Annotated in this window: 29 protein-coding genes and 1 pseudogene; 29 read left to right on the plus strand and 1 reads right to left on the minus strand. The window is 39.9% G+C overall.

Going from position 1 to position 26,708, the window contains the following annotated elements; all coding sequences use genetic code 11:
- Positions 1–8 precede the first annotated feature (8 nt).
- The 21 genes from OM416_RS19150 to OM416_RS19250 all read left to right on the plus strand — a co-directional run bounded on the left by OM416_RS19150 (position 9) and on the right by OM416_RS19250 (position 21,102).
- Positions 9–890, plus strand: a complete 882-nt coding sequence (locus tag OM416_RS19150) for a hypothetical protein (protein ID WP_264932166.1) — start codon at positions 9–11, stop codon at positions 888–890.
- A complete protein-coding gene (locus OM416_RS19155) occupies positions 871–2,949 on the plus strand; it encodes a VirB4 family type IV secretion system protein (RefSeq protein ID WP_264932168.1) in 2,079 nt (692 codons plus the stop codon). The genes OM416_RS19150 and OM416_RS19155 overlap by 20 nt, the downstream gene beginning before the upstream one ends.
- On the plus strand, positions 2,950–5,211 hold the full coding sequence (locus tag OM416_RS19160; protein ID WP_264932170.1) for a hypothetical protein: 2,262 nt from the start codon (positions 2,950–2,952) through the stop codon (positions 5,209–5,211).
- A 62-nt stretch (positions 5,212–5,273) separates the two neighbouring features.
- Positions 5,274–7,127 carry a bifunctional lytic transglycosylase/C40 family peptidase gene (locus OM416_RS19165; RefSeq protein ID WP_264932172.1) on the plus strand — a complete coding sequence of 618 codons (1,854 nt, stop codon included), beginning with the start codon at positions 5,274–5,276 and terminating at the stop codon, positions 7,125–7,127.
- Positions 7,128–7,147: 20 nt separating this feature from the next.
- Positions 7,148–7,681, plus strand: coding sequence for a C40 family peptidase (locus OM416_RS19170; RefSeq protein ID WP_264932174.1), 534 nt, complete (start codon positions 7,148–7,150; stop codon positions 7,679–7,681).
- Positions 7,682–7,685: 4 nt separating this feature from the next.
- Positions 7,686–8,177, plus strand: a complete 492-nt coding sequence (locus OM416_RS19175; RefSeq protein ID WP_264932176.1) for a hypothetical protein — start codon at positions 7,686–7,688, stop codon at positions 8,175–8,177.
- Positions 8,178–8,202: 25 nt separating this feature from the next.
- On the plus strand, positions 8,203–8,694 hold the full coding sequence (locus OM416_RS19180; protein ID WP_264932178.1) for a hypothetical protein: 492 nt from the start codon (positions 8,203–8,205) through the stop codon (positions 8,692–8,694).
- 125 nt (positions 8,695–8,819) lie between these two features.
- Positions 8,820–9,464: a hypothetical protein gene (locus tag OM416_RS19185; protein WP_264932181.1), complete on the plus strand. Its 645-nt coding sequence runs from the start codon at positions 8,820–8,822 to the stop codon at positions 9,462–9,464.
- Positions 9,465–9,542: 78 nt separating this feature from the next.
- Positions 9,543–9,776, plus strand: a complete 234-nt coding sequence (locus tag OM416_RS19190) for a hypothetical protein (RefSeq protein ID WP_264932183.1) — start codon at positions 9,543–9,545, stop codon at positions 9,774–9,776.
- Positions 9,777–9,779: 3 nt separating this feature from the next.
- A complete protein-coding gene (locus OM416_RS19195) occupies positions 9,780–10,427 on the plus strand; it encodes a hypothetical protein (protein ID WP_264932185.1) in 648 nt (215 codons plus the stop codon).
- 205 nt (positions 10,428–10,632) lie between these two features.
- Positions 10,633–11,349, plus strand: a complete 717-nt coding sequence (locus tag OM416_RS19200; RefSeq protein ID WP_264932187.1) for a DsbA family protein — start codon at positions 10,633–10,635, stop codon at positions 11,347–11,349.
- Positions 11,349–11,786, plus strand: coding sequence for a disulfide oxidoreductase (locus OM416_RS19205; RefSeq protein ID WP_264932189.1), 438 nt, complete (start codon positions 11,349–11,351; stop codon positions 11,784–11,786). Before OM416_RS19200 ends, OM416_RS19205 begins: the two co-directional genes overlap by 1 nt.
- 262 nt (positions 11,787–12,048) lie before the next feature.
- Complete coding sequence (locus OM416_RS19210) at positions 12,049–12,354, plus strand: hypothetical protein (protein WP_264932191.1); 306 nt, start codon at positions 12,049–12,051, stop codon at positions 12,352–12,354.
- Between the two features lie 48 nt (positions 12,355–12,402).
- On the plus strand, positions 12,403–12,849 hold the full coding sequence (locus tag OM416_RS19215; protein ID WP_264932193.1) for a hypothetical protein: 447 nt from the start codon (positions 12,403–12,405) through the stop codon (positions 12,847–12,849).
- 93 nt (positions 12,850–12,942) lie between these two features.
- Positions 12,943–13,161 carry a hypothetical protein gene (locus OM416_RS19220; protein WP_264932195.1) on the plus strand — a complete coding sequence of 73 codons (219 nt, stop codon included), beginning with the start codon at positions 12,943–12,945 and terminating at the stop codon, positions 13,159–13,161.
- Entirely contained in the window at positions 13,142–13,648 is a 507-nt protein-coding gene (locus tag OM416_RS19225) for a hypothetical protein (protein ID WP_264932197.1), read from the plus strand. Before OM416_RS19220 ends, OM416_RS19225 begins: the two co-directional genes overlap by 20 nt.
- Before the next feature lie 876 nt (positions 13,649–14,524).
- On the plus strand, positions 14,525–16,396 hold the full coding sequence (ltrA, locus tag OM416_RS19230) for a group II intron reverse transcriptase/maturase (RefSeq protein ID WP_264932199.1): 1,872 nt from the start codon (positions 14,525–14,527) through the stop codon (positions 16,394–16,396).
- 255 nt (positions 16,397–16,651) lie between these two features.
- Positions 16,652–17,620: a DNA cytosine methyltransferase gene (locus tag OM416_RS19235; RefSeq protein WP_264932201.1), complete on the plus strand. Its 969-nt coding sequence runs from the start codon at positions 16,652–16,654 to the stop codon at positions 17,618–17,620.
- A 296-nt stretch (positions 17,621–17,916) separates the two neighbouring features.
- The gene (locus tag OM416_RS19240) at positions 17,917–19,047 is read left to right on the plus strand and encodes a hypothetical protein (RefSeq protein WP_264932203.1); all 1,131 of its coding nucleotides are present in this window, start codon (positions 17,917–17,919) and stop codon (positions 19,045–19,047) included.
- Between the two features lie 233 nt (positions 19,048–19,280).
- Positions 19,281–20,168 (plus strand): DNA ligase, encoded by an 888-nt coding sequence (locus tag OM416_RS19245; RefSeq protein ID WP_264932205.1) that lies wholly within the window; start codon positions 19,281–19,283, stop codon positions 20,166–20,168.
- Positions 20,169–20,514: 346 nt separating this feature from the next.
- On the plus strand, positions 20,515–21,102 hold the full coding sequence (locus tag OM416_RS19250) for a hypothetical protein (protein ID WP_264932207.1): 588 nt from the start codon (positions 20,515–20,517) through the stop codon (positions 21,100–21,102).
- A gap of 170 nt (positions 21,103–21,272) precedes the next feature.
- Here the strand turns inward: OM416_RS19250 and OM416_RS19255 are convergent, their stop codons facing one another.
- Entirely contained in the window at positions 21,273–21,830 is a 558-nt protein-coding gene (locus tag OM416_RS19255; RefSeq protein ID WP_264932209.1) for a hypothetical protein, read from the minus strand.
- 95 nt (positions 21,831–21,925) lie between these two features.
- On the opposite strand from OM416_RS19255, the pseudogene OM416_RS31930 reads away from it, so the two are divergent.
- The 8 genes and pseudogenes from OM416_RS31930 to OM416_RS19290 form a co-directional block, all read left to right on the plus strand.
- Positions 21,926–22,060 (plus strand): annotated as a pseudogene (locus OM416_RS31930) (AbrB/MazE/SpoVT family DNA-binding domain-containing protein); the annotation flags it as partial.
- A 60-nt stretch (positions 22,061–22,120) separates the two neighbouring features.
- Complete coding sequence (locus tag OM416_RS19260; RefSeq protein WP_264932212.1) at positions 22,121–22,549, plus strand: winged helix-turn-helix transcriptional regulator; 429 nt, start codon at positions 22,121–22,123, stop codon at positions 22,547–22,549.
- Positions 22,550–22,698: 149 nt separating this feature from the next.
- Complete coding sequence (locus tag OM416_RS19265) at positions 22,699–23,247, plus strand: hypothetical protein (RefSeq protein ID WP_264932214.1); 549 nt, start codon at positions 22,699–22,701, stop codon at positions 23,245–23,247.
- A gap of 67 nt (positions 23,248–23,314) precedes the next feature.
- Entirely contained in the window at positions 23,315–23,662 is a 348-nt protein-coding gene (locus OM416_RS19270; RefSeq protein ID WP_264932217.1) for a hypothetical protein, read from the plus strand.
- A gap of 581 nt (positions 23,663–24,243) precedes the next feature.
- Positions 24,244–25,614 carry an XRE family transcriptional regulator gene (locus OM416_RS19275; RefSeq protein ID WP_264932219.1) on the plus strand — a complete coding sequence of 457 codons (1,371 nt, stop codon included), beginning with the start codon at positions 24,244–24,246 and terminating at the stop codon, positions 25,612–25,614.
- Positions 25,615–25,616: 2 nt separating this feature from the next.
- Positions 25,617–25,760 carry a hypothetical protein gene (locus OM416_RS19280; RefSeq protein WP_264932221.1) on the plus strand — a complete coding sequence of 48 codons (144 nt, stop codon included), beginning with the start codon at positions 25,617–25,619 and terminating at the stop codon, positions 25,758–25,760.
- Between the two features lie 122 nt (positions 25,761–25,882).
- Positions 25,883–26,083, plus strand: coding sequence for an aspartyl-phosphate phosphatase Spo0E family protein (locus OM416_RS19285; RefSeq protein WP_264932222.1), 201 nt, complete (start codon positions 25,883–25,885; stop codon positions 26,081–26,083).
- 106 nt (positions 26,084–26,189) lie between these two features.
- Positions 26,190–26,630, plus strand: coding sequence for a hypothetical protein (locus OM416_RS19290; protein WP_264932224.1), 441 nt, complete (start codon positions 26,190–26,192; stop codon positions 26,628–26,630).
- Positions 26,631–26,708: the final 78 nt, after the last annotated feature.

Genomic DNA, 26,708 nt, shown 5'->3' on the forward strand with positions numbered 1-26,708 from the left:
CAACTGAAATGGAAGTATTTGATATAGTCCTAACATCATTTGTCGTCCTTATGGTTCTGACTCTTGTATTTCTCTTTTTCGCCAAAAAGAGAATGGATCGGAATGAACCGATCTTTGGATGGGCACGAAAACAACACCTGGAAGAGACCGGAAAAGTGGATGCGAAAAGTGGACCGGTTAAGGTCAAAAAGGGAATGGAAAAAATTGTTGACCTGCTAGGAATTGAAGATATTAAAAATGGTATTTTCGCCAAGAAGAATAACGAATATAGCATCATCGTTGAATCCGATTTTGTTAACTACGACCTACTTTCAGACGGGGCAAGACAGGCCATTATTATTGGTTACAGTTCGCTTTATAAAGTGATTCGTTTCCCGGTTCAGATCCTGGGTCAAGCGGTGAGACAAGATCTTCGGAAAGAAGAGGAACGTTTTAAAACTAATTTATACCACTCCAATGAAGAAACTCGCACATATAATTTTGATGTGATTGAGCATATCAAAGAACGATCTGAAGATGAATTACGCATTACCCGCAAAGTTCTTTATGTTATTTCCTACGTCCCACAGGTAAGTCGCATGGGTGCGATCTCTAAAGAGGATCGAATTAAAGATATTACGGATGAATTATATCAACGAGCATGGACGATTGTTCAAATGTTGAAGCAATCGGACATTCAATCTGCGATATTGCCATCGCTATCCGCGATGGAAGCCATGAAACGTGCGTTGAACCGTGAACGCATGGTCGTGAACCCGATTGATGATATAGCTGAACGCGAAAAGTTGACATCTCTATTTGTCACAATGGACCCAACTTCCCTCCCAGGGTATTCAACAATTGTTAATGATGTAGAAGAGGTGAAGAGATATGTTCAAGAAGCTATTTAAGAAAACGAAGTCCAATGAAACGAACGATAATGTCATATCTCTGAATCAGTTAAACGAAGATCACAATGATTTAGGATTTCCATCCATGATAGAAAATCTCGCGAATGATGGTATGAAATTTCATGAGGATCATTTTGAGATGCAAACAGGCCTTGGCGATGTGCGGCTCGGACGATCATTCTTCATAAAACCTTCAGGATATCCTCGTACGGTGAGGATCGGGTGGTTGGAGGCACTTTTCAGCGGGGATGACATGGATGTGGCGGTCCACATAGAACCATTGGATCGAAATTCAGCTATTAAAAAACTGCAAAAAAAAGTGGAGGAATTCGAGACCGTTATATTCTCAGCCTCGAATAGGGGGGAGTACGGCGTTAAGATCGAAGATGCCCAACAAAAACGGGAGGATGCGAAGCACCTACAGCGACAGATTAAGAACAATCAAAATGGTCTGTATTATGTATCCATTCAAGGTACCGTTTTCGCTAGTGATCTAAATGAGCTGAACGCGAAGTGCCGCGAGATTGAGCGGAATCTGGGTGGTGAATCTATTGAGATTGTAAACTCATACGGACGCCAAAAAGAAGGATTCATGTCCGTCTTGCCACTCGGCAAAAACTATTTAGAAAAAACGCAGCGGAATTTGGATCAACTTTCACTTACAGCCATATTCCCACATTCAAGTTCAAAGCTAAATCACAAAGGTGGCTTCCCTATCGGAAGATATGGTAAAGAATTTGTTTACTATAACAATTTTGATTTAAGTCTTCCCAATTATAGTGTAGGGATTTTTGGTGTTTCCGGATCGGGTAAATCTGTACTCGTAAAACAGATTATCGGCCGTGGGTTCATGGATGGGATCGAGAAGAACGTTATTATCGATTGCGAACCTGAATACATAGCTCTGACGAAGGCATTAGGCGGTATAGTCATACCTATTTACCCATCGAAATCAGATATAGCCAGTCGAATAAATCCGTTAGACATCTTCCCAGAGAAGGAAGTTATTAACGAGGGTGAAGTCGATGAGCATGTCATTGAGAGAATCAACGTTAATGAAAAAGTAAAAGAGCTACTAGAATTCTTTAAAGTAATGAAAGAGTCACTCAGCCCTAGTTCTCAAGGTTTGACGCCGATTGAAATGAACTTTTTGAATGATATTATCGAGGAACTGTATACCAAACGTGGGATTACAGAAGACCCAAATTCCATTTATGCAAACGTGGAAACTGTTGACCCTATGGGCAATATCACTTATCAGCGCAAATACATTGATATGCCAACAATCAGCGAAGTTCTTGGGAGATTAAAAGAGGAACATACCAAAGGGTACGATCTGAATGAGATCATCACCATCATTTTCCTGTTCACACAAGGGAAAGCATTTGGAATGTTTGATGGACAGACTCAAATTGTTTCGAACTCCAATGTCACTCTGGATGAAGCACCGGTTGTAACTTTCGATATCTCAAAATTATCCGCTAATGGTATTGAACGTCCGCTTGCCCAGCATGTCATCATGACTTGGGTGTGGAATAGGTTTATCGTCTCCAATCCCCTAGCAAAAAAACGTGTAATCATCGATGAAGCTTGGATGATGATCAAATATAACACCATGATGGAGTTCCTTAAAGTTCTCTCGGCACGTGGTCGTAAATGGAACGTGTCACTTACGTTGGTATCTCAACGATATGAGATGTTCGAACGGACGGAAGCAGCGCGAGACGTTGTTGCTCAGTTTGAAACAGTATGTTTCCTAAAACAGTCTGACCAAGATATCGCACCTATTTTGAATACGTATCGACTCTCTGAAGATGTAGGTAACATGATACGCACTGCCGATAAAGGCGATGTCATCATGAAGGCTGGAAAACAGATTGTAAGCTTCCGATCAGAGCCGACACCAGAGGAATGGTTGTACATCAATACGAACAAAAATATTGATATGACGAAGAAAGAGCAGACAGTCAAACGATCAACGAAATTCCGTACGAGGGAAGAGATGATTGAGTTCTTGGATGCCCGAATAGAACTTAAGGCTGTCGAAGGAGGGTTTTAAGTGAAACTTAAAATCCCACTCTTCTTTATCGCGATCATACTCTCCACCTTTTTCTTTCATAGCTTTGCCTATGCTGAGGACACTCAGCTGCTCGTCACTCCAGGGGTCCGGGATACCACAGAAGATGGAGCATTGTTTAGCGATGATAAGATGTCTCAAATGAAAAAAGATAAAGATGACGCTACCCTAACGGATGGTATCTTACTCGGATTTATCCTATCCATTTTTGATCTCAAGATTAGTAGTCTTCCGACTTTGATTTTTGGTAATCCCTACGGAGATACCGCTAATTTAGACTTTGGTATTTTTACGAAGGATGAAATGAGTAAAATTATTGATCCTATATTAGCGATGATGACGGGTATCTATGTGACCATTTTGACTGCTGCGATCATGATATCTGCAGCTAGATTTGGGATCAAGGCCTACAGTCCACAAGCCAAATCTGATTTTTGGACAGATATTAATATGTGGGTGCTCAGTGCATTCTTTATGGCATGCTTCTGGTTGATCTTCAAAGTGATGATGAGCATTAACGTAAGTCTTGTCATTTCAATATCGGATCTGTTGAAATCTAACGGTATAGATACGAACGGTGTTTCTCTAGTCGCGAGTGCAGGAAATTTCAATGTAAGTAACGCAATCGTGTATCTTTGTGAATTTGGATTAACTTTGTACCTGAATGTCATCTATATTGCTCGAAAAGTTATTATAACGTTCCTTGTCGTTCTGGCACCATTTGCCGCGTACAGTATGCTCTTCGCCAAAACTCGTGCTTTCTTTGGTACCTGGCTCAAAGAGCTTGCAGGAAACATCTTCTTACAATCGATACATGGCATAGCGATCTATATTTTGACCATGTTCGCTAGCCTGGCTACGGTAAGTGTATTTGGCACCATTTACAAATTAGGACTACTAATCATGTTCATTCCTATCACAGGCATGATGTCTCGGTGGATGAACTTAGGAGATTCCAGCACTAAGATAGGACAAGCTGCTACAGTTGCAGGTGTTGGATCTGTAGCGGGTGCAATGATGCTAGCCAAAGGCGCTGGAGGTATGATGGGTGGCCGAAGAGGTGGAAGTCTTCCTTCAAAAGGTTCGGAAGGTACGTCACCTGGGCCTGGAGGCTCCACTCCTGATTACGGAAATGATTCTGGAACAACTGCGTTATCTAAAGCAGCTGCAGGTGGAAGTGGTTGGCAACGGATGCGCTCAGTCGCAGGTGCCATGGGGGCTGTAGCTGGTGGCGCGATGGGATTAACGATGGGTCCTGCTGGTGTAGCAATTGGTGCTAAAGCGGGATCAGTACTTGGATCTAAATCTGCGCAAGGTGCAAGGAATGCATTCGCAGGAATGGCCAACACCTCGAGGACAGCATCATCAGCCATGTTCCCTGAGGGAATGAAAGCAGGTTATCAGAAGGCCGATGGTAACGGGTTTCTCGGTAAGGTTCAAGACATGGCCGCAACAGGTGGGAAAAATCTCAAAGATACCTGGGGAAATCTAGGTGAACGTCGTCGCTTCATGGGAAACATGGGAGAGTCCATGGGTACTACAGTGGGAGCTGGAGGATTTGGCCGTCAAATGGGTCACATGTTGTCTGGAGCTAGCAGAGGAAGAGTACAGGGCGCGGGTGCTGCTTCTGGCGGTATGAACAATATGGCACTTCCTCAACTTGCTCAAAAATATGCAGGACAAAACGTTTCGTGGGAACAGACCAATAGCGGCTCGGCATTTTATGCTGATACAGCTTCGGGTAAGCAACGGATTAGTAATTTCGGAGCAGCTGATCCCAACTTAGCTAAGGGTGAAACCCGAGTTGCCAGTTACCAATTCCCAAGTGCTAACCAAAAGTTTGAGCGTCAGCCAAATGGCTCATACCGACTACCTAGTGCTCAGAGCGGACCGCCTGGAATGGGTGGATTTAATAATAAATCTGAGGGTCCGATGGGATTACCTGGAGGCTCAAACGAACATCTCGTAAGGACATCTGGTGCATTCATACGAGGAACAGATGGAGCTAAGTTTGAAGACAATCGGATGGATGCTTCGAAATTGTCTCCTGATAGCTATTTCTCGCACAATGTCCAGGGTGCTGATCGAAGAGATTGGTCCGATAAGGGTGCTGACTTCTTATCCAGAAAAACGTCAGCGAACACCCAATACACGCCACCATCTAATCATGCTAAAAAGCTTGAGGGTATGGCTAACCAAGTGAAGCATGAAAAAACTAGAACGAAAAACAAAATGATACTTTAATTCTTATGCAAGGATGGTTGGCTACTCAAACCATCCTTTCTTTATAAAGGGTGTGATTTTTATTGAATAGTCAGGATATGGTGAATGATACCGCAGGGAATGCCGGCAAAAAGGTAGCTGGTAAGGGCGCGAGAAAACTAATAGGAAAAGCAGGAAAGTTCGCTAGAAAATTGGCCATGGATTTTATGAAAAAAGTGGGCCTGGCTATCGGGAAATCACTTCTTGCTTTTTTTGGAACGTATCTTGGTTGGGCGATACTCATCATGTTTATCGTTGCCGTAATACTTGCAGCCATTCCTTTTGCAGACTGGTTCCTAGGTGGTAATGCTCGAAGTGAGAAGGATCGCCAGCGAGATATCAAGTTCGAAACACGATTCAAAGAGGAAGCAGATAAATCAGTTGCACCGATTATGAACATTGAAGCAGACGCCAAATGGAAAGAACAATTAATGAATACAGTCAAACCGAGTTGGGGTATACCGACAGCAATCGTTCGCTATCAAATGGTTGTGAAAGAAGAGAAGGTTTCTTTAAGTGATTTTAATCCGGTATTACTGGTGGCTCTATTTAAACCAGCTTTCGATTTCACCAGGATTAAGGACGATATAGAGACGACTAAAACGATTACTTATTGTACAAGTACGGATGAAGAGGGGAACACAACGACTACTGGTCCGGAAACGACCATTAACTCATTTAAGCGACCTGCACATAACGTCCTTTCCGGAGTGACACTCAATTATGGAGATATGACCGTTAATAAGTTGAAAAGATACTATCCAGGAGGATCAGTCACGCCAACGGATCAATGGGAAGAGACCGGAACCAGTTCTGGAGGCGACTGCACATCAACGCATTATAGGCAGTATGAACATACGACTGTAGATGATCGCTTCGTGCCCCATTTAAATATCAATGTTACCTTGTTTCAAGCTATTTTAACCGCGCAAGGGGTCAAAAAAGATGATATGAAGCTAGTCTACGAATTTATTCATACTGCTGATGAAAACTGGAATCCGTATCTATATGGCGGAGCCGGCGCTGTTGGTGGGGGATTATCCATGATCGGAGAGGCGAAGGTATCCGAGGCAGTAATGCGATATGAACCACTGGTCCGTAAGTATGCGATCATTAATGGCATCGAGGATCAGGTTAATTTGATCTTAGCAGTCATCCAACAAGAATCAGGCGGTAATATGTCCTTGGACATAATGCAATCGTCTGAGTCACTGGGCCTTCCACCCAATACCATTACAGACCCAGAGATCTCCATTATGTATGGTGTGAAGCACTTTGCTAATGTTTTCAAAGCAGCCGGCCGTGATACGAAATTAGCTCTACAAGCATACAATTTTGGTGGTGGCTTCATTAGTTATGCGCAAGCACGTGGAGGGTATTCCAAAGAAAATGCAATTGCATTCTCGGAGATGTGGAAAGCTAAAAAAGGTTGGGATAATTATGGAGATGTCAATTACGTTGATAATGTAATGCGATACTATTCAGATTGGACAAATCTCACAGTTGCATCAGATGGACAAATTTTCGATGTTCAACAAGCGCTTGATCTCATGAGTCAGTACATGGGCATGCCATATGTTTGGGGTGGCCGTAAACCTTCTCATGGCGGTTTTGATTGTTCAGGCATCATCGAATATACCTTCAATAAATTGGGAATTAATCTCTATGGGAATGCTGAAACACAATATAACAAGACGGCACCAGTTGATAAATCCAAAGCGCTTCCTGGGGATCTCGTTTTTTGGTCCACGTACAAGCCAGCTGCATCACACGTTGGAATGTACCTGGGAAATGACAAGTTTATTAATTCCAACGGAAGTAAAGGTCTAAGTATTTCATCTGTATCACGCTGGAACAGCATTTATCCATTTCTGGGTTACAGACGAATCGTGAAGTAAATCGTAAAGGAGTTTTATTGATGAAAACAAGTTCGATTCTTTTCCTAGCATCAGCGCTGATCGCAACCCAGTTCGTAACAGATCAGCTCCCTGCATCTGGACATGATGTTATCGAGCCCAAACGAAGTTTACAGCGGGAGTTAAAGGTAGAATCCCTGGTGAATCCAGATCAATTAAACCAGGCACTAAAAAAACAGATGGATTTACCCTTCAAATGGGGTGGCAAATCCCCTGAAGCAGGGGGATTCGATAGCTCTGGTTTGGTATCATATGTTTTTAAAGAATTAGGTTTTAACCTAGATGGAAATGTTAAAGCACAGTACAAGAAAACAGAGGCAGTGGACCGCAACAATCTCATCATAGGGGATCTGTTATTCTGGTCTACGTACAAAGCGGAGTTGAGCCACGTAGGCATCTATATCGGTAAGGATAAGTTCATCACGGTGGGTGCAAAACAAGGTGTCGCTGAGTTCTCCATTACGAATTGGAAAGAAAAATACAAATTATTGGGTGTAAGACACGTGAATCAATCCAATCTCATTATGAAGGAGTAACCCAATGAAAAAGTGGTTCTATATCCTACTCATTTTCTCATTAGTCATCAATATAGTATTAATCTTCAGCAACATGGGTTTTCGCTCACAAATCAAAGAACAAACCAAGAATGAGGCAGTCGAGCTCGCCAATAAGGATTTTCTGACAAAGTTTTTCACATACAAGACCATTAAAGAAAGGTACGAAGGCATCAAGCCATTCATGACGGAGCAGGGGTATAACTCCACATTGCCGGCAGGAATCGAACTACCTGAGGATACCGATGAATCTATGTCTGTATCTTCTCGCTTCGATAAACACATCCCGTTTAAGAAAGTTGTGAATGAAAAGAAGGTTGAGTTTTTGAACCAGTTTAGTCTGACAACCTCTTTCAACAAGATTGCCAGCACTCAGGAAGTTATCGTTCGGACCATTATGGTTTATGAGGATGGTACTAAGATGTGGAAAGTTGACGAAGTAGAGTTCATAACTACGTTAGGGGCACCAGACGCATAAATACGAGAAGGAAAGGATCAATAAAATGGAAGACATATTCTCCGGATTTTATGTACTCATACAACAAGTGGTTCGCTTATTACAGTTTGTAGGTCTCCCCGTTTTTACGGTATTGTTCATCATCGGCTTGCTTTTTCTTTTGACAGCAGGTAAAAATCCAATACGTAAAAGAAGAGGATATATATTTGCTATCATCTTCGGGGTAGGAGCCTTGCTTATCGCATATCTCCCCGTAATCACACATATGTTTGGTAATTCAACGCCAGCTGTTGTAGATAAAAATGATGATATTGTCGGTATGGTCGATAGTGCAGCCCTCCTTGGGCCTAATCTATTTAAGGGTGTGTGGTATGTTTCGGTACCCGTAGTGTTTACTATGTTTTATATGGGCATGCTTATGCGATCCGTGGCGGGGAAAAATCCGCAACGAAAACGGTTGGGGATAGGAATGATGATCTTTAGTCCCATTGTGTTAGGGTTGGCATACGTTGTGCCGATATTAACGACTATGTTGTAATGGTTTAATAGGAGGTCCGATGTCGGGCCTTTTATTTTTTTGACTATACTTATTACTCATTTAATGGTAAATTATTCTTGTCCTATTGTGTTTTCTGGCGACATGAACGTGAAGGAGATTAACGTATGACACAATTCCCTATTTTGGAACCATTAAGCTACAAAGAGTACACCGATAAATATGAAGAGATCATGAATGTGTTATGTGAGCCATTTCCAAGTGGCACAGTTCAGAAGAAAAATGATAGTAATAAAAGCGCACATATACCAGTTCAGGCCTACATTCAAAGATTAAACAAAGCAGCCGGTGGTTTTTATAGTTGGACAGTGACCACGGAAAAACCTATCTATCATCTTGAGCAGATGAAGCTCGAAATGAGAGGCAAACTGACGATCATGAATACATCTAATGAAGGTATGGGATTTCAAAATTTCTCTTACATAAAAGATTCTCGGAAAATTCATGATTTTGACGGTACAGTTAAAGCTGCTGTCAGAAGGGCTTTAGTTGATGCATTGAATAACTTTGAAGCAGGCTGGAAAGATCTGGCCCAATATCGTGAGTGGGGGTATTTAATCGAAAATGAAGGTGCCGAGCACGAGTCGAGAAAAGAACTGACAGAGGGCACAAACATCCCATGTAAATCTTGCAGCAGATTATTGACAAATGAAGAGTTAGAACAACTTCAAAAGATCAGTTGGCAGGTTATGTACTGTGACGATCATGTTCCAGATTTCGTCAGAAAAAAAATCCTATCCTTACCCAAGTAAGAAACGGTAAGTCTAGTTAGGTCGATAAGATAACCGATAATCCACTAGATAAAAAAATTAAAATGAGGAGTGATTATATTGAATACGATTAATCCCAAAAAAACAGGCAATTATACCAACGTGATTCATCTCTTTAAACAAGGGGATACTTCATCTGACCAGCTAAAGACTGATCGTTATGTTCCGGTATCCAAGTCAGACCCCAACCAAAATGAAGGCAATACTAAATTGAATCAAAAAAATATCTCTAAATCTCCACCTCTGAGAAAACAGTTTTGGATGAGTGACACTCCTGTAGAAGTTTGGGATTAAGAGATGAAGAAGGAATTGATTATAAGGGTACTTCCATCACTCTGGAAACAAGTTCAGGATTATAGTGAGAGATCTAGTGAGGCTGTACCGGTGTTACTTTATAACTATTGCATGTTTTTGTTAGACGAACCAAGTTGGAACGTCCCTTATGAGATCAATAGACGTATCACTTCATATCATCTAAAAGAGAGGTTTGCTTTAGATTTCCCCTTGGTTCGCAAGTCTGTTATGGTCGATCCTGAGCTGCTTACCGATGTGGCTCGTTTAGCACAAGCAAAAGTGAAAACTCAGTATAACAACTCATTTAAGGTAAACTTTCCATCCGTTGTGAGAATGAGTTTGTACATGTTAATCAGAAGCAAAGGATATGAGATGCAAGAGAGCAACTTCTATTCGGACAGCTATTTTACAAAGAATTACTCCCTAAACTCGGAAGAAGGTTTTTTAGCAAAAATGGATCTTCTTTATCACAAGTATAAACGTGTTCCTACAGCTAGAGAATATGCTCAATTAGGTGGTAGCGTATCACTTTCATACATAAAAGGACGATTTGGGTCTTATAGCCAATCGATAAATTTTTATCAACAAAACCGCTCAGTTTTATTACTCGATAATCAGAGCATCCCCTATAATAAGAAAATCACGACTTAATTCTCTTTATAAGCGTTCGTTCTATAACGTATACAACCGGAAGCACCGGTGAATGCCCTTAGGGTATCTTCACTGTTGCTTCTTTTTTTATAAGGATTATTGTCGCGAGTATTTCAAACGCAAGAAGAGAGTAGGAGGGAAAGTAAGCCGGTCATTCGTTAACTTAGAGAGAATGCAAATCATCGAAATTATTGGAGGATATAATATGAAAACGACAAAGAAAAAGAAGAAAAATAAACAAGGGGTTAAACTCGCGGTGATGGGTTTTTCAAGTTTAATGGTTATTGTATTTCTAATCGCATTTGCAACATCCAAAACGGAAGGTGCAGCAAAACCAATCACCCTGAATGAGGCTGCAGTAGAACACTTAACTAAACAGCCAGTCCAAGGTGATGAAAACGCAAATGTAAGTATTGTTGAGTTCGGGGATTTTAAATGTCCAGGTTGTCAGTTCTTTGCAGAAAATATATATCCGATGATAATAAAGGACTTTGTTGAACCAGGCACTGCTAACTTCAAATTTGTTAATTTCCCGTTCCTTGGTCCGGACTCCGTAACAGCTGCAGAGGCATCGGAGTATGTTCTTGCAAAAAGTCCTTCAGACTACTGGAAGTATTTCGAAACGATTTATCAAAATCAACAATCTGAGTCTATCAATTGGGCAACAATTGATTATCTAGTTGAATTGGCTAAAACGGCCGGTGTTAATGTAGATTATACGGATATGCATACGGCTTTAGAAAATGGAGATTATAGCAAAGTGGTCACGGAGGATCTAGCATTTTCGCGTGAATTGGGAATTAAACAAACCCCTACACTTGTTGTGAATGGCATCGCTATTCAACCAGGAGGACTAACCTATGTTCAGCTCAAAGAAGAGATCCAGAAAGCAATCGATGGACAAGCAAAAGGGGATTCATAATGAGAGACTTTTTTAAATCATACGGTGTGTTATTTGCTTGGTTTGTTTCGATCATTGCGACATTGGGGAGTCTATTCTTCAGCGAAATTATGCATTATGAACCGTGTAAACTTTGCTGGCTACAACGAATCTGTATGTATCCCTTAACCATTATTTTAGGTTATGCTGCATTAAAAGAAGACCGTAAAATAGCAACACCAGGTGTCTTATTAGCTGTGGTTGGGTTCCTGATTGCTGGTTATCATTATGCCGGTCAGAAAATTGCTAGTATAGGACGTGTGCTACCTTGCGAAGCTGGTGTGCCTTGTAGTGTAGACTATATTAACTGGCTTGGATTTATTACGATTCCTTTACTATCGCTTACTGCATTTGTTTTGATTCTTGCTTTATTATTCTTATCTCGTGATCCCGAGAAGCTGGCCAAGGCAATTTTGTAAGGGTTAAGCTCTATGAGTCAACGATATTAAGATAAATTCTGATCAATGACTCTACTTTCACTATTTTTATTCACAGAGATGACAACCGACTAGTTTAGTTCTATAATAAGAAAATACAATTTCTTATACACACGACTCAACCAAGCGGTACGAGTCATACTTGATATAAAACACACCTTCAGGTGATTTCATTAAGGCCATCCTTAATTGATTTCCTGTAGGTGTTTTTTTTATGTCTAAAAACCATAAGGGAGTGAAAGATATGTCTAAAATTATTGATTTTCCTGCTGAAAAGATTTCAAAAGGTATGCATCCTACTTACCCTGAGATGGGAGATCGACCGGTTAATACACAATTAGAAGCCGATTTTATTGGGAAGTACTACTACGTGAGTAGCCCATTTAAACTCCAAACTAATCGGGGTATTAAATTCCTCTGTATCTTAAGCGGTGCCCATGCTCCATTAGACAAGAGACTGACTGGTTGGTATAGCTACCAAGTCACTGCTAAAGCAATGGAGAAGTTAAAAGAGTCTTATTCAATTGGACGAAAAGTCTTACTGGACTAACGAAACCTATTATTAAAGCACATACTACTAAATGAAAAGAGTGATATCATGAAGAAACTAATTCAATGTCCTACTTGTGTTAAGAACACCTTTGATTGCAAGACTTGCAGTGGACTTGGACTCGTAGACCAGGAGCTTTCCGAGAAGCTTATGGCCCTTGCAAATAAACTTCGAACAGAGACTCAGATTCCCCATCAATATTTTGCTGTATCAACACTGTTAATAGTTAATGTCTCCTTAACGGAAAATCCAGATTACAATCAGGTATACGCCATCTACAAGTTCGATGAAATCAATAAATACATCAAAGTGGAAACATTGACTGTTAATGTACCTACTGAAAATGCTAAAGATCTGGTTGTGGCCTTATTTGAAATTATCAATCAGCCAATGAGTGAATATGAATCGGAGATACGAGCCTATGATGATCAATTGACAGTCGAAGAACTGGAATTGTTCAAATTACGTTTCTCTCGTTTCGAGGCTAGCTACTAATACTTGAGAGTAGATTCACGAAAAAATGCACTTTGGAGCCGTAATCGGTTCTTCAGTGCATTTTTATTTTTATAGAAGTAGGATGTGAATGATATGACTGCAGTTAGTGTTAATATCTCTGCAATGAGAGCGCTGATGAAACAAGATCGGTATTTAAAGAAGATGTATGAATTGCAAATGAAGAAGGGGAGGCAAGAGGAAGAAACGTTTGAGCTTCTTTTTTGGGCTCACATCTTCGAGGATTCTGTTTATACCGAACGGTATAACGAGTGCATGAAGGGAGAGGAGTCCGATGGCGAGGCCACAACCTAAACATGTCCACGTGAATAGTTTTGGGAAGAAACATCATTTAATGCAACAATTTATACATGAACCGAGGAAATATTACTACGTATCGTTAAGCGGAACGGATAAAACCTTGCTCTATAGCAAGGTTCTATTAGACGGCCGTAAACGACCGGTATCTGTAAGTGAATCACTTGAAAATTGTGATGATGAGTGGGTCTTGGTTTTCCCAAGATCACTTGTTCCTGATCAATCGATCCTAAAAGGTGGGCTGTTCACTGGATACTTATCTCTAGATAAAACGTACATTATACGTCTTTCAGCAGCCAACAAATTTCAAACTCAATACTGTTTCGAGTGTGAGATGCATCAAGTTGAAGGTTGTTATAAGATGTTAGATTACGATTGTGGAGCTGAAGATCGCGAGAGATATCGAGATACCGGTTGGTTTGAGATTCAACACAATATCCGAGAGGCAAGAGAGGAGAAGAAAAACACGGCATTCCCTGTATAACAGGTTGGGGGATTCGCAGACTGTTCCTTGCCACGGTAAGAGATAGAAATATCCTTGGACAGTACTGTCGTTCTTTAGTACCCCACAAGTGCGACACGTTCTTGGATCAGCTCAGGAGCGCAGCAATGCTCTCGCTGAGGTAAAGTCTGAGCGCTGAATTTATTCAGTAGAACTAGTAAACCGAGAGGTCGAATGATGGAGTAACGTCCTGAAAGGCTTCCTCCTTAGCGGATAGCGGCAGTCCATGTGAGTGGATCACGTTATAAGCCCGCTGGATAGGTGCTGACGATACCCTAACGGCTTGGCCGAGGAAAGATTTTCCGAGGGGAAGGTTGTATCAAGTGGCGCTTGGAGTCTAAAAAGACCTATGACGAGAATTCGCTCATGACAAAAACGGTCAAGAGGGCGTAGACGAACTTCCGATTGTACGGGTCTATAGGTTACTGTGTGCAGAAATGTACACCGCTGCGGTCGCGGTGTTGGACGTGGATGAGTAAGTCTTTGTGGTATGAAAGTCCATTCGTTGTTATAGGCAACGATCGAAATGATTCGAGTTCAACAGGCTCATAGGAAGCGTCTAAGGGTCCATGCACAGATAGGGTTACTGGAACGTGGTAAACCGCCAACGCAGAGGGCTCGCACCCAATGAAGCGGTCCAGGGAAGTCCGAGATGAGATTAGTCGAGGTATAACCTGGTTTATAGCGGTGAAAGTGGTGGCACAGTACCGACGATGGCACTAACAATGCCGGAGGGATAGCCACTAGTCTGATTAAGACTAACCTTCCACGAATACAGTTTCTTTTCAGCCATGAGCTTCGAGTATGACTAACAGAGGTCTAGCTCACTCCTGTAAAGGAGGATGCAAACACCATCTCATGGAGAAGAAAAGAAAACTCAGACACTCAGAATATTACGGTAATCAGATTTTCTCTGACGATCTCTACCGGCGTAGTGTCAATGGAGACAACTTCTACAATCTATTACGAATTGCACAAACAGAAGACAATATCAGACTCGCTTACCGAAACATCAAGAAAAACGAAGGGAGCACTACTGCAGGTGTCGATGGTCTAACGATCAACGACATAAGGATTCTGGACTCGGATGAAGTTGTTCGCAGGGTTCAATCCATGTTTGATGATTATCAGCCCCAAGCAGTTCGCAGAGTCTTCATTTCGAAAGCCAACGGAGACAAACGGCCGCTCGGTATTCCAGCAATATGGGATAGGATCTTTCAGCAATGCATTCTACAAGTCCTTGAGCCCATCTGTGAAGCTAAATTCTTCAAACACAGTTACGGTTTCAGGGCAAATAGAAGCACACATCATGCCCTCGCTCGAATGCACTACCTCATCAACAGGAGCGAACTGCATTACTGTGTGGACATCGATATAAAGGGATTCTTCGATAACGTCAACCATGGGAAGCTGCTAAAACAACTATGGACGCTGGGAATCAGAGATAAGAAGCTAATCTGCATCATTTCCAAACTTCTCAAGGCGAAAATCGATGGCGAAGGAACCCCGAACAAAGGTACACCTCAAGGCGGGATTCTCTCACCGCTACTCTCCAATATCGTTCTAAATGAACTTGACTGGTGGGTTGCGAATCAATGGGAAAACTTCACTACATCGCATGAGTTCACCAGACCTTCGTCAAAATTTAAGTGTCTTAAGCGAACTAAGCTCAAGGAAGGATACATGATCAGATATGCCGACGATTTCAAAATTCTCTGTCGAACCCATAATGATGCGCAGAAATTCTTCCATGCTGTTAAAGATTTTATGAGGACGAGGCTCGGCCTAGATATTAGCACTGAGAAATCGAAAATCATTAATCTTCGCAAGCGAAAAAGTAATTTTCTTGGCTTTGAAATCTGGGCTGACTACCAACGAGACAGCAACAGAAAAGCTGCCAATCGGCGCTCTAACAAACACAAGAAAATGCTTGTCGCACACAGCAAAATGAGTGCCAAAGCTAAAACAATGGCTATTAGGAAGCTCGGAGCGGAAATTAAGAAAATCCAAAAACACCCCGATGCTAAAACCGTGTGGAATTTTAATACGGTAATTATGGGGATTCAGAATTATTATGCAGCTGCCACCCAGATCACAAAGGATCTAAGTGAGATAGACTATCTGATCAGTCGTCGAATGTACAATCGGCTGAGGTTCAGACGGGCAGATGCGACATTCACAGAGATGACGGACACACTGAAAGCTAGATACAAGGGTTACCATCCTAGACTATTTAAAATCAGTGGGCTCGTAATTGTACCGATATACGCTCAGAAACATCGGACTGCGCTGAACATGAATCAGAACATATCTAACTTCACAGTCGAAGGAAGAAGCTTGATTCACCGCAGTCTAGTTGCCTTAGATCAGGCGCTTTTGGGTTATCTCAGAAGATCCTTCATCAAAGGTAGGAGCATCGAATACAACGACAACCGGATAAGCAAATGTATTGCTCAACGTGGGAAATGTGCTGTTTCTGGCTTACCTCTTGGGATTGGTGAGCTTCACTGCCACCATATCAGACCTCGGGCGTTAGGTGGGACGGACTCCTACGACAATCTCTTGATTGTTCACGAAGCAATACATCGTGCCATCCATATGACGGATACTGCGAGTATTGAAAATATCTTGTCTGGATTTGAGCTCAATAAGAAGCAAAAGGAAAAGTTCGATAATCTGCGTACCCTTGCCCACTTGAAGCCTTTCTTCGGCAAGAAGTACGTTGCTTAGTCCTCCTCCTTAATGTAGAAGTATAGGTCAGTTGTGTCAGATGGGACGCCGGATGAGACCGAAAGGCTCATGTCCGGTGTTAGCCGGGGGAAAAGCCAGAGATAACTTCAAAGGCTTACCTATCGGAATAACCTTTGCAACGCCATTCTAGGGCCTTGAACGTATGGCGTAAGTGCAAAATACGTCCCTAACGTATTTCACCGTAGGTTGTCCTCGCTTAAAGCCAGTGAGCTTTAAGTAGATGAGGGCTAATGAATGCCAAATATTGATGGACAATTGACAGTAGCATCTTTTTTCTCAGGTGCTGGATTACTTGATTATAGTTTGATGAATGAGTTGAAAATCATCTGGGCGAATGAAGTCACTCCCGCAGCAGCAGAGAGCTATAGAGCAAATGTGGGAGATCACATTCATGTGGGGGATATAAATCAGATTGTATCAGCTGATATCCCATACGCAGATATCTACGTGGGATGCCCGCCTTGCCAAGACTATTCATCAATAGGAAACAACGAAGGAGAAGAAGGCGAACGCGGATCATTGATCTGGACATATTTTGAGCATATCAAAGTTAATCGTCCTCCCGTTTTTCTCTTTGAGAACGTAATAGGCTTAATGAGACAGCACAAAGTTACCTTTGAAAAAATGTTGTCCATGTTTAAACAATCTGGATACAATGTGAATTGGCAAATACTAAACGCATGTCATTATGATACAGCACAAGACAGACATCGTGTCTTTGTAGTTGGTGTCAGAAAAGATTTAGGATTTACGTTTCGCTTCCCTGGTGAGATTCTTAGCATAAGTAAAACTGTATATGATGCGATTGGTGATCTGCCGCCAGCTTCTGGAGAAATCCCAAATCATCTCGCCACATGGACCAGTCCAAGTCCCGAACGGATCAAAGATGTCATGATGAATCCGCGAAAGCAATTCCGTGGAATGCGAAGATTGGATTGGTATAGGGAATCACCAACACTTACAGCACATATAGCCAAAGATGGTCGCGAGTTTTTGCATCCATCCGAAAACAGACGATTAACGGTAAGGGAATGTCTTCGTATCATGGGAACGCCTGATAGCTATGTGTTTCCTGATAAGGTACCTTTGAGCCATCAGTATCGAGCTGTCGGTAATGGAGTAGCACATAACGTTGGCTTAGCCTTGGGCAAAGCTATAAAAGAACAACTTGGACAAGTTACTCTTCAAAACAGCTTATTTTGAATACTTTACACATCACCTATAAGATATTATAATTTTCATATTAATTAATTCATTATTTCAAGGTGGCATCAAGCGATACTACCAGTTCATGACACCAATCTCAATCAGAGTTTTCTGTTCATTTTGGACAATTAACCCTGTTTGAGTTGGTGTTTTTTTGCTTACTTCCATTTGAACAGGAGATGAGAGCCGTAGTATTTAGAATTCAAAAACGCATATGACTACTCTATTTTTTGCACTTCAGTTAGAATGTTTGTAAGTCACAACCCATTATTCGTAGGAAGAGGATGATAAAATTGATTACTCCAGAGAAATATCCAGATAGATTAATAGTTGATGCATCTGTGATTTTGGCAGACGAAGAAAAAGTGGTAAGGGATGAAAAAGAAGACATTGATTGGCTTTTTGGCGTAGAGTTCCAACGCGAGAGTTACACACTTGAAAAGTATATGGAACGTCCCTCTAAGTTTAAACACGATGATCCATCTCAAAGAGGGGAAAAAGCATGGTCACTCAGGAAAAAATCTGAAGCAATTTCCTCCATTTGTATGAGTATTGATTTAGGTCCTATCAAAGCACAGAAAAAGTCACTAAATAAGGTGTTGTATCGTAATGTAATTGAGGGGAATCAACGTATTACAAGCAACCGAGATTACATAAAAAACCTATGGGCGCTCGAAGAAGAAACTTATATTTTTGGAGAGCATGAAGGTGAGCGAGTACTTATCGATATCTCGGGTTTGTATTTTAAAGACCTGCCTAAAATGTTACAAAGAAGGATCTTAGGTTACCAATTTGACGTGTATTTGTACGATATAGATGACAATTTAAAAGATGAGCTATATTATCGTTGGAACAACTACGAGGCACACAACAAATCAGAATTGAAGAAAGCTCACATGACGACACAAATACAATTAAGCGTAAACAAGTATTTGAAAATGAACTTCTCCAAAGTTGGTTTTAATGAATCAAAAACAGATAGATCGGAACATATGGAGCCTATACTAGCTGTAATGGCCCTTGTGCAAACGAATAATAACACAAAACTGAACCAAGATACTATTGAAGAAATGCTGTACAGAAATAAGATTTCTGATGATACGTCTTTACTAGTTGAAGGCGCGTCTGACTTTTTAGAGCAAGTCTATGAAGCTGCGCAAAGTCAATATCAACCTAAGATCGTTAAAAAGTTGTTCTCTAACAAACTTAAAGTATCTTTGTTGTATTCAGCAGTTCATGCAGTCGCTGATGGGGTGAGGGTAGATGATTTCTTGCAATGGGCAGCAGATTGGTTCATTGTCGGCATATCAGAAACTGAGTATTTCACATCAGGTGGGGACGCTAATTTAAACAAAGTTATTACACGCATAAACATTGTTACAGACGCTTATAGAGATCAGTTTATGAGTCAAGAATTCAGTTAATTGAAATATTAGTAAGCATGCAGAGATCAAGTCCCTTGAGAACATCAAGGGACTTTTTTTGTTTTAGCGAAGTTTACCCAGCTGCAGCATGACCATATTCCCCGAGTTTCGTACATTTTAGGATATTTCCATACGTGTACGTGAAGAATTGCACATAATTCTCAGATGTTCCAACGGTTCCATATACCTTTTAACTGATCCTCATGTTAAGGTCTTTTAAGGAGGGGATTGTCATGTTAAATGAACCGTTAAAACCGATGCTCCTTCATCCGTTGCTTCCCTCTCAGATAGCTAAAAATTTCAAATCAAGTTTAAAATGGGATGGGTTTAGAATTATCATACATTATGACCATGGTAAAGTTAGAGCTTTTACAAGGCATGGTACTGAGGTAACATCAAGATTTCCAGAACTGAATACCATTAATCTTCCCGTAAAGACTGCCATATTGGATGGTGAATGTATCGCTTTTGATCTAACACAGACTGAGGATCAACCTCCCAAACTGTGGTGGGATGACGCGATGACTAGATTTCATACAAAAAAAGAATCGGCTGTTAAACAAATAGCAAAAACCTTAAGAGCTCACTTTCCAGTATGGGATATACTGTATCTAGACGGGAAACCCACGTTGAATAAATCCTTCATGCAGCGTAGAGAGTTGCTTAAGGCAGTAGTAGTTGATACCGAAGCACTTTCTATTACCCCTTTATATGACGATGGAGAGGCGTTGTTTTTGAGAGCCAAGGAGCTTGGACAAGAAGGGATTATTCAGTATAATCCGGATGCGCGAGTTCATTTGAACTCACGTTCGTGGAATATGGTTAAGATCAAAGCGTATCAGTTCATTATTTGCCAAGTATCATCCGTAAGGATTAAAGGCGGTTTCGGATGGGGTTTATCTGTAGATGGAAGATATGTAGGGATGTTGGAGTTCCCGCCAAGTACAGAAGTTCTACGGGCGTTTAACCAGGTGTCTAAAGAACTCATTAAGCACGAAAATAAAGGTTGGTTGTACATTGAGCCGCTAATAAGTTGTAAAATTAAATTTCAGTGTTTTACTAAAGAAGGGAAATTACGATCACCAAAGTTTGAAGAATACTGTACATCCATTTCAGTATAATAAAGAAGTTCAAAATATCCCTTGATAGAACTGAGGAGATAATTTTGAAATTTTTTGTCTCTACGATTTTATCATATGTCTTTTTTGAGCAATGAAATTAACATCCATACTTTTTGAGAGCTAGCAGACACGCTAAATAGGTAACTGAGTGTAGAAAGCCAGCATTGTAGAGGTGTTTTGACTTTGCTACTCGATGTCTGGGAAATATGTTAATCTGACAATTAATAAATCAAATCTACGTAGATAATGCAAAGTAGTGCATAGATCTATAGACGACATTAGAGTTCGGTTAATTTGAATACAAGAATCTTTCAAAAGAAGTCATTTATAGGGGTGAGGAATAGACGTGTCAGAAAATATTGAAAAAATAATTATGGATGACAGTAAGAGCAAAAAGAGAACAGCAAATAGTTCGTTTAATAGAGTGAAGAGTGGAAAACGGGGTATGGTTACTGCATATAGCATGATGAGCAAGGCAGATCAGAGAGAATACACAAAAACAAATGATGGTCCAAATTATAATGTCTATGAGGAAATTGTCCCAGTCTCGTATCTTTCGCAGTTACCGCAAGAAATACGCCTAAAATGCTGGTCTAAGTGGAATGAATTATTCTTCTTAGAAGACATCATGAAAGTATGGTGCATTCAAACTTCGACTGAACTGAATGGTATATTAGAACAATTAGAGATCCCCTTAAATGATTTAGTGGATGATAATAGTGTAAATTTAACATCGGAATACCAAATCCATGAGTCAGCTTCGGTGTTATCCTTAGAAGATCTCATAGCAGATGATAGTAGCTCGGCGTATGTCTATAATTTCTCGGGAGTTTATGAAGTAGAACAAGTACTATCTCAATTGAAGACAATCATGGAGGATCTTAAAAAGCATCAGAATAAATGCGAGGTTCAAATACAAATAAAAACAGTGTAGTACTCTAAAATAACAGCAAAAGCTATTAGACAGGTTATATGTTATTCTCATGGTTGGAGTGTGGAAGATGTATATATGGAGAGAGACTGTGAGCTCATCGAAACATTTAGTAAGTATTCAATGAGCTGAATGAGTTAATTCATAAGAATGAACCAGAATGTAACTAGAGGCTAATGTTTATCTTTGAAATAAGCAAGCATGGTGATAGTCTCATTAGTCCCTTGGGGATCATCAATCCTGGTGCCCAGCAGTCGAAGAGCCAACTCCATGCGCTTATACAAAATTTCATTGATAGATATGGTCCATTGTTTCCTTTCCACTTCTGTAAGGGGATCAATTCCAAGTCGCGCATATTCATTCGGAGAAAGGGTCTTCTCACCTGAATATCTTATAGCGATGTCCCCCACGCAAGAGAGTAAGTCTAAGTGAGTGTCTGTCGCTCTACTTGCGAAATATATGAAGTAGGGATGTGCTAAAAGTAAATCGTTTACCCAATTGCGTACCTCAGGAATTTCGTATATTTCCTCTGAAGTGTCATTGTACCCATCGAACATGACAATCGTTGAAGCGAATGCATCCGATCCTTGTGACAATAAAAAATCGATACTTTGATTCAAAAATTCAAATGACTTTTGTTCAATTGAATTCCTCGAAACATTTATTAAATACTTAGCAGTAAGGCTGTTGTGTGAATCAATATGTACCATAAAATCTTTATCAGTTCTCATCTACTATCACCATCCATATTTTATATTATAATAATAATATAGAATTCAAAAATCGAGTAATTACTGATAGGAAACATTAGAAAGGACTTGATTATGTGAAAAGCGTTGGTATAGTACGACATTTAGATAAATTAGGACGTATTGTCTTACCTAAGGAACTTAGAGACTCGTTGGATATACAGGTTAGAGATGACATCGAGTATTTTCATGATACTGATAATTCTCTTGTAGTACTAAGGAAATTTAGAAGTACCAGTTGTTTTTTCTGTGCTGCTTCAGAAGATCTCATCATGTTTAAAGAACAATTGGTTTGCAAAGATTGTGCAAGATCTCTTGTTTCTGGAGTTGGTAATGAAAGCATTCATGAGAAGTCAGAAGATAAAAAAACGACAAGGAAACGAGGTATAAAGTGGGAACAACTTCAAAACTTATTAAGAGTGAGTCCGGATATATCCCGTAAGGAAATAGCTGAAGCTTTAGATGTATCCCTTTCACGTGTTAGTCAGATGTTCAAGGTATTAGCAGAATCATCCAATGAAGAGACTAAAGCAGGGAACCAAAACAAAAACAAAATAAATATTACAGCCCCAGTATTTCTCAAACGAAAAATTGTAGAGCTAATAGAGGACAACCCTGCAATGAAGCAAAAGGAAATTGCAGCGAAATTAAATATAACTCAAGGGTATGTTTCGCAACTGTTGAAAAAAATGAAGGAGTAGTTGAAATTTTACACCTGCCCTCGATTTTAATACAATGTCAGTACCAAATTACATAAAAAATAAAGCGAGGAAGCACCTCGTACATTCAGAAGTATTTCTGTCTGTGCGAGGTGCTTTTTTTGTACAAATCAACGCTGAGGAGGAGAATCATGAATACTATTGACGTAATAACGGATTATCTATATACGGCTAAATCAATTTACGAAAACTCTATAGAATTATCAGATCGCATCATAATGTTAGTGGAGTCAAAAAATGAGCTTATTTATAGCTTGATCACTTGTTTAGATACATTGGTTAAATCACAAACCCAAGAACATGTTATGAATTTCTTGAAAGGTAAAGCGAGTCTTAACACATCTGTTCTACGAATTCTCGCAACCGCTCCAAAAATATTACCATACGAGAAAAAAGAACATTCCAGAGAAACGAAGCTGCAAAGAACGCCGGTGTATGAAATTAACAAAATGAATAACCGATTGTATTCAGCCAAGAATTGTGTTGATGCATTGAGAGCAGCTGCGGATTATTACGGATCATGGTTCACCGTGATTCAATATGAAAACTACCGAGAAGATGAACTAAAGGCCAGAAATGATAAAAGACTTCCTTCTAGTAGAACCATAGTAAAGAACCTAGGCTACTGGAGAGCTGCCATGTGCGTAATTCATAACAATTCAAACAGAGAGTGGGGATAATATGATTAGAACTTACCTTAAAGAAAGAAAAGAGAATCTACAGATGCATAGGATGACTCGGCTCGGCATGGATATCACTTTAGTAACGGATGAGATAGGGAGAAAAAAATCTACAACTAGTTATCAAATTGGGAGACATATTCAAAATACAAAAGACGCGAAAGAGTCGGTAATTCGATATTTTATGAAAAACGATGATTTAGAGCCTATCGTCATGGAAAAACTCGTGGAGCTGCGGGAAATGGAGATTCTAACTTTATTAGATTGCAGACTCGCTGGGGAGAAGATTCTTGACTTAGTTTTGCATCCAAAAAACAGATTTGGTGTTATCTTTGTCGGTGTTGTCAACCTTACTTTCACGGAACTAATGGTTCTAGGCCTCGTCCTTACTTTGATTTATTCTATTGTAAGTTGAAGATTCTCGATTCGAACCAGGTATGTATTCATCGTAATTGGCATATAATAGTGATGTAGAAGCTGCTAGCAAAAAGAATGCTCCCTCGAAGTACAGGTGAGTGTTCTTTTTGCTATGTTTTTATGTTCAAATGATGTTATGTATTCGGTATACTTATACCATTTCGAGATACTTCAGATATAGGATTAATTATTAACAGTATGTTCATCTTTTCATAGCAGAATTATTTAAAGAGATAAAAATGTTATTCATCTATTGACCGCTGGTTAACTTTTACATATTATTTCTATATAAGAGGTTAAATTGAAAATATTGGGTTATGTAGTTTATATCATCGTTTGAGACAACTTATACTATCAAATGAGACAGACTAAATACGCATAAACCCAGTAATGCAAGCATTAAGGTGAATAATCTCTGAGATCATATTTACATTTACTTGAATTTCCTATATAAATAGAGCCCGTTTCTTCGTTTGTAACATTAATTGAGACTACTTTTACCGACATGTGACAAAGTCTTACCTGCAAACCAAGATAGGATGGTTTAGGGTAAATTTTCGATTTGGAGGATGATTTATTTTGGAACAGAAATCCAAAACGATCCGATCAGAACTGTTCGATTACATACACCACAATGACATTGTACTTTCACATTTTGCTGAAACCTCTGGGATTAATGCTGGAACCTTAAGTAAAATAATTAATGGAGTCATTCCCGTTTCTGTCCGTGTTCTAGATGTGATTACTGCAGCAATGAAATTGGAACCTGGGGCGCTATACAATAACTACATCAATGAATGTAAAAACGAAACTACATCGGATTGGAGAAGGTGGAAACCTTTAATTATCAGATGCGCGGAACTTAACAAACTGGACTGTCTAGATCAGGTTGTTGTCATCGTAACGGACAATCTTGCTTACTCACCAATGCTGTTTGAAGTTGCTGAACACCTTGATAATGAGGGATATAAAGATGCTGCTTTAGTTATGTATAGAAGAATAGCCGAAAGCGAGAGGTATCAGCATGCAGAGCGTTTAGCTACCTGTCAGTATAGAATATTTAAATACTCTTTGACTGATAACCAGGCGAGGAACTTGGAATGTGCTGCGCTGTTTGAACCTTACATAAAGAGGTTAGGTGAAACTGAACAGTTGGATGCTTTAAAGGATCTAATAAACCTTCTTATGTCCCTGCATAAATGGGACAAAGCAAAGTACTTAGCAGAAGAAATGGAACGAATTGCAACGAATCTCTACGAACATAAACATAAAAAACCTCAGAAAAATCAGCAGTCATCGAAACCAGCGAAACCTTTATTCGGTTATATTTTATATTCCAATCTTATTCTTGGTACCATAGCCGAAGAGAAAAATGATTTTGAGAATGCCTTGCGTTATGTAACACGATACGAAGATCAGGCATGGATAATTGAAACGGATGAGATTGCTATAGCTACGAAATCACAATTTGCAGAATGGGCCAAAGCTAACCGCTATTTATACAGACTAATGTCTGGAGAAGTTAGTGTGCTACATGAGTATGTTGCTTACATTGGCTCCAATGAAGATGAAATATTACGTGCCCTATTCAAGATTGTAAAAGCAGCTCAATTATATAAAATCAATATAGATGAGATTCTCCATCGATTTGAACAAGTTATTTTCAATCAGATCATCGAAAATGGCCATGTAGGAGGCTATACTGCTGAAATTATAGATGACGGATTGGCAAATTTTTTAGCTGATGTGGCTACTTATTACATTCAAAAGGATGAGTTCAGCGTTGGTATTAATTTTATCCTAGAGAGTTTGGCAATATCAGCTAGAATTAACAATACCGCATGTATGGTCAGGAATATATGTATGTTTGAGAAAATCCGTCACACTATAGACGAGACCTCCGAACATCGCTATTCTTCTATCATGATGAAATACGAAAGGGGTATATAGACATGAAGAGAAAGATGTCCCTGCTCACCTTGGTTTTAAGTTTAGTTATCATGGCACTACCGATCACAGCATTTGCTTCGGAAGAACTTCCTCCAACACCACCTATCATTGTTTCAACAAATAGTCACGGTTCAGGTGGCTGGTAAAAACTCGCTAAACCAATGAAGGCACCCTAGGGTGTCTTTTTATATTGAGATTATGATTTACATTTAAATTTCTAAACTTTTTCATAAATAGATAAAATATTACAGTATGGGAGTGTGATACTGTGAATAATCATTCTAATGAGAATAAGGTCTTAGAGACAGAACGACAAAAATTACATAATTTATATGAAATCCATGGATTAGGACATCCTTTAGTCATAAAGCAATCCGAACGTCTTGATAGAATTATTAATGAATATAATGAGCAAACGAAGAAATGTAGGCATCCTCAAGCTAATTATGGTGTATCTAAGCCGAAATAAGGGACCTTGAAAGAGTTGATCAGAATCATTTGTCTTAAGTTGACTGGACAAGTTTGTTTATATAAGTAAACTAGAGATAACGTATAGGTAAGGAGAAAGCAAAAATATGAGTGAAATAGTAGGGGAGTCAATCATTGTCGCCAAAGAGGTGGTTACAAGTCTATCCTCAGAGCATCCTGCTTGTAAGAGAATGCAATCCATGCGTTTCCTTTTAGGTTTAACCAGACCACAGGCTGCAAAGATGTTTAATATCTCTCCGACAACCATTCAAAAAGTGGAAAGTCAAAATTTTCGGCGCAGTAAGAAAGCGGCTCATTACTACGAGGAAATGCGAAACATGTTGTCTGATTTACCCATACCCGAATATAAAGAATTGAATGGCACACAACCTCTTTATGTTTATAGTGAAGCTATGGATCTCGAAATACGGGCAATCCTTGCAGGACAAGCAATCATAAACTTGAGAGAACTGTCAAAAGAGCTTGAAGGCAAAGACAAAGATATTATGAATAAGGCCATAACCATTTTGGTTAATATGAAAGAATAATTTGGCATGACAGGCTGCTGCTGTTTGCCTGTAGGTTAGTAAAATGTTAGTATCGAAAAAATAATATAAGTAAGCCAT

Source organism: Paenibacillus sp. LS1, from assembly GCF_026013365.1.
Classification (GTDB): Bacteria; Bacillota; Bacilli; order Paenibacillales; family Paenibacillaceae; genus Paenibacillus.

Coding starts and splice junctions, on each gene's coding strand:
- OM416_RS19150 (WP_264932166.1), top strand. CDS start 9: ATGGAAGTATTTGATATAGTCCTAACATCATTTGTCGTCCTTATGGTT.
- OM416_RS19155 (WP_264932168.1), top strand. CDS start 871: ATGTTCAAGAAGCTATTTAAGAAAACGAAGTCCAATGAAACGAACGAT.
- OM416_RS19170 (WP_264932174.1), top strand. CDS start 7,148: ATGAAAACAAGTTCGATTCTTTTCCTAGCATCAGCGCTGATCGCAACC.
- OM416_RS19175 (WP_264932176.1), top strand. CDS start 7,686: ATGAAAAAGTGGTTCTATATCCTACTCATTTTCTCATTAGTCATCAAT.
- OM416_RS19180 (WP_264932178.1), top strand. CDS start 8,203: ATGGAAGACATATTCTCCGGATTTTATGTACTCATACAACAAGTGGTT.
- OM416_RS19185 (WP_264932181.1), top strand. CDS start 8,820: ATGACACAATTCCCTATTTTGGAACCATTAAGCTACAAAGAGTACACC.
- OM416_RS19195 (WP_264932185.1), top strand. CDS start 9,780: ATGAAGAAGGAATTGATTATAAGGGTACTTCCATCACTCTGGAAACAA.
- OM416_RS19200 (WP_264932187.1), top strand. CDS start 10,633: ATGAAAACGACAAAGAAAAAGAAGAAAAATAAACAAGGGGTTAAACTC.
- OM416_RS19205 (WP_264932189.1), top strand. CDS start 11,349: ATGAGAGACTTTTTTAAATCATACGGTGTGTTATTTGCTTGGTTTGTT.
- OM416_RS19210 (WP_264932191.1), top strand. CDS start 12,049: ATGTCTAAAATTATTGATTTTCCTGCTGAAAAGATTTCAAAAGGTATG.
- OM416_RS19215 (WP_264932193.1), top strand. CDS start 12,403: ATGAAGAAACTAATTCAATGTCCTACTTGTGTTAAGAACACCTTTGAT.
- OM416_RS19220 (WP_264932195.1), top strand. CDS start 12,943: ATGACTGCAGTTAGTGTTAATATCTCTGCAATGAGAGCGCTGATGAAA.
- OM416_RS19225 (WP_264932197.1), top strand. CDS start 13,142: ATGGCGAGGCCACAACCTAAACATGTCCACGTGAATAGTTTTGGGAAG.
- ltrA (WP_264932199.1), top strand. CDS start 14,525: ATGGAGAAGAAAAGAAAACTCAGACACTCAGAATATTACGGTAATCAG.
- OM416_RS19235 (WP_264932201.1), top strand. CDS start 16,652: ATGCCAAATATTGATGGACAATTGACAGTAGCATCTTTTTTCTCAGGT.
- OM416_RS19245 (WP_264932205.1), top strand. CDS start 19,281: ATGTTAAATGAACCGTTAAAACCGATGCTCCTTCATCCGTTGCTTCCC.
- OM416_RS19255 (WP_264932209.1), bottom strand. CDS start 21,830: ATGAGAACTGATAAAGATTTTATGGTACATATTGATTCACACAACAGC.
- OM416_RS19260 (WP_264932212.1), top strand. CDS start 22,121: ATGTTTAAAGAACAATTGGTTTGCAAAGATTGTGCAAGATCTCTTGTT.
- OM416_RS19265 (WP_264932214.1), top strand. CDS start 22,699: ATGAATACTATTGACGTAATAACGGATTATCTATATACGGCTAAATCA.
- OM416_RS19270 (WP_264932217.1), top strand. CDS start 23,315: ATGGATATCACTTTAGTAACGGATGAGATAGGGAGAAAAAAATCTACA.
- OM416_RS19280 (WP_264932221.1), top strand. CDS start 25,617: ATGAAGAGAAAGATGTCCCTGCTCACCTTGGTTTTAAGTTTAGTTATC.
- OM416_RS19290 (WP_264932224.1), top strand. CDS start 26,190: ATGAGTGAAATAGTAGGGGAGTCAATCATTGTCGCCAAAGAGGTGGTT.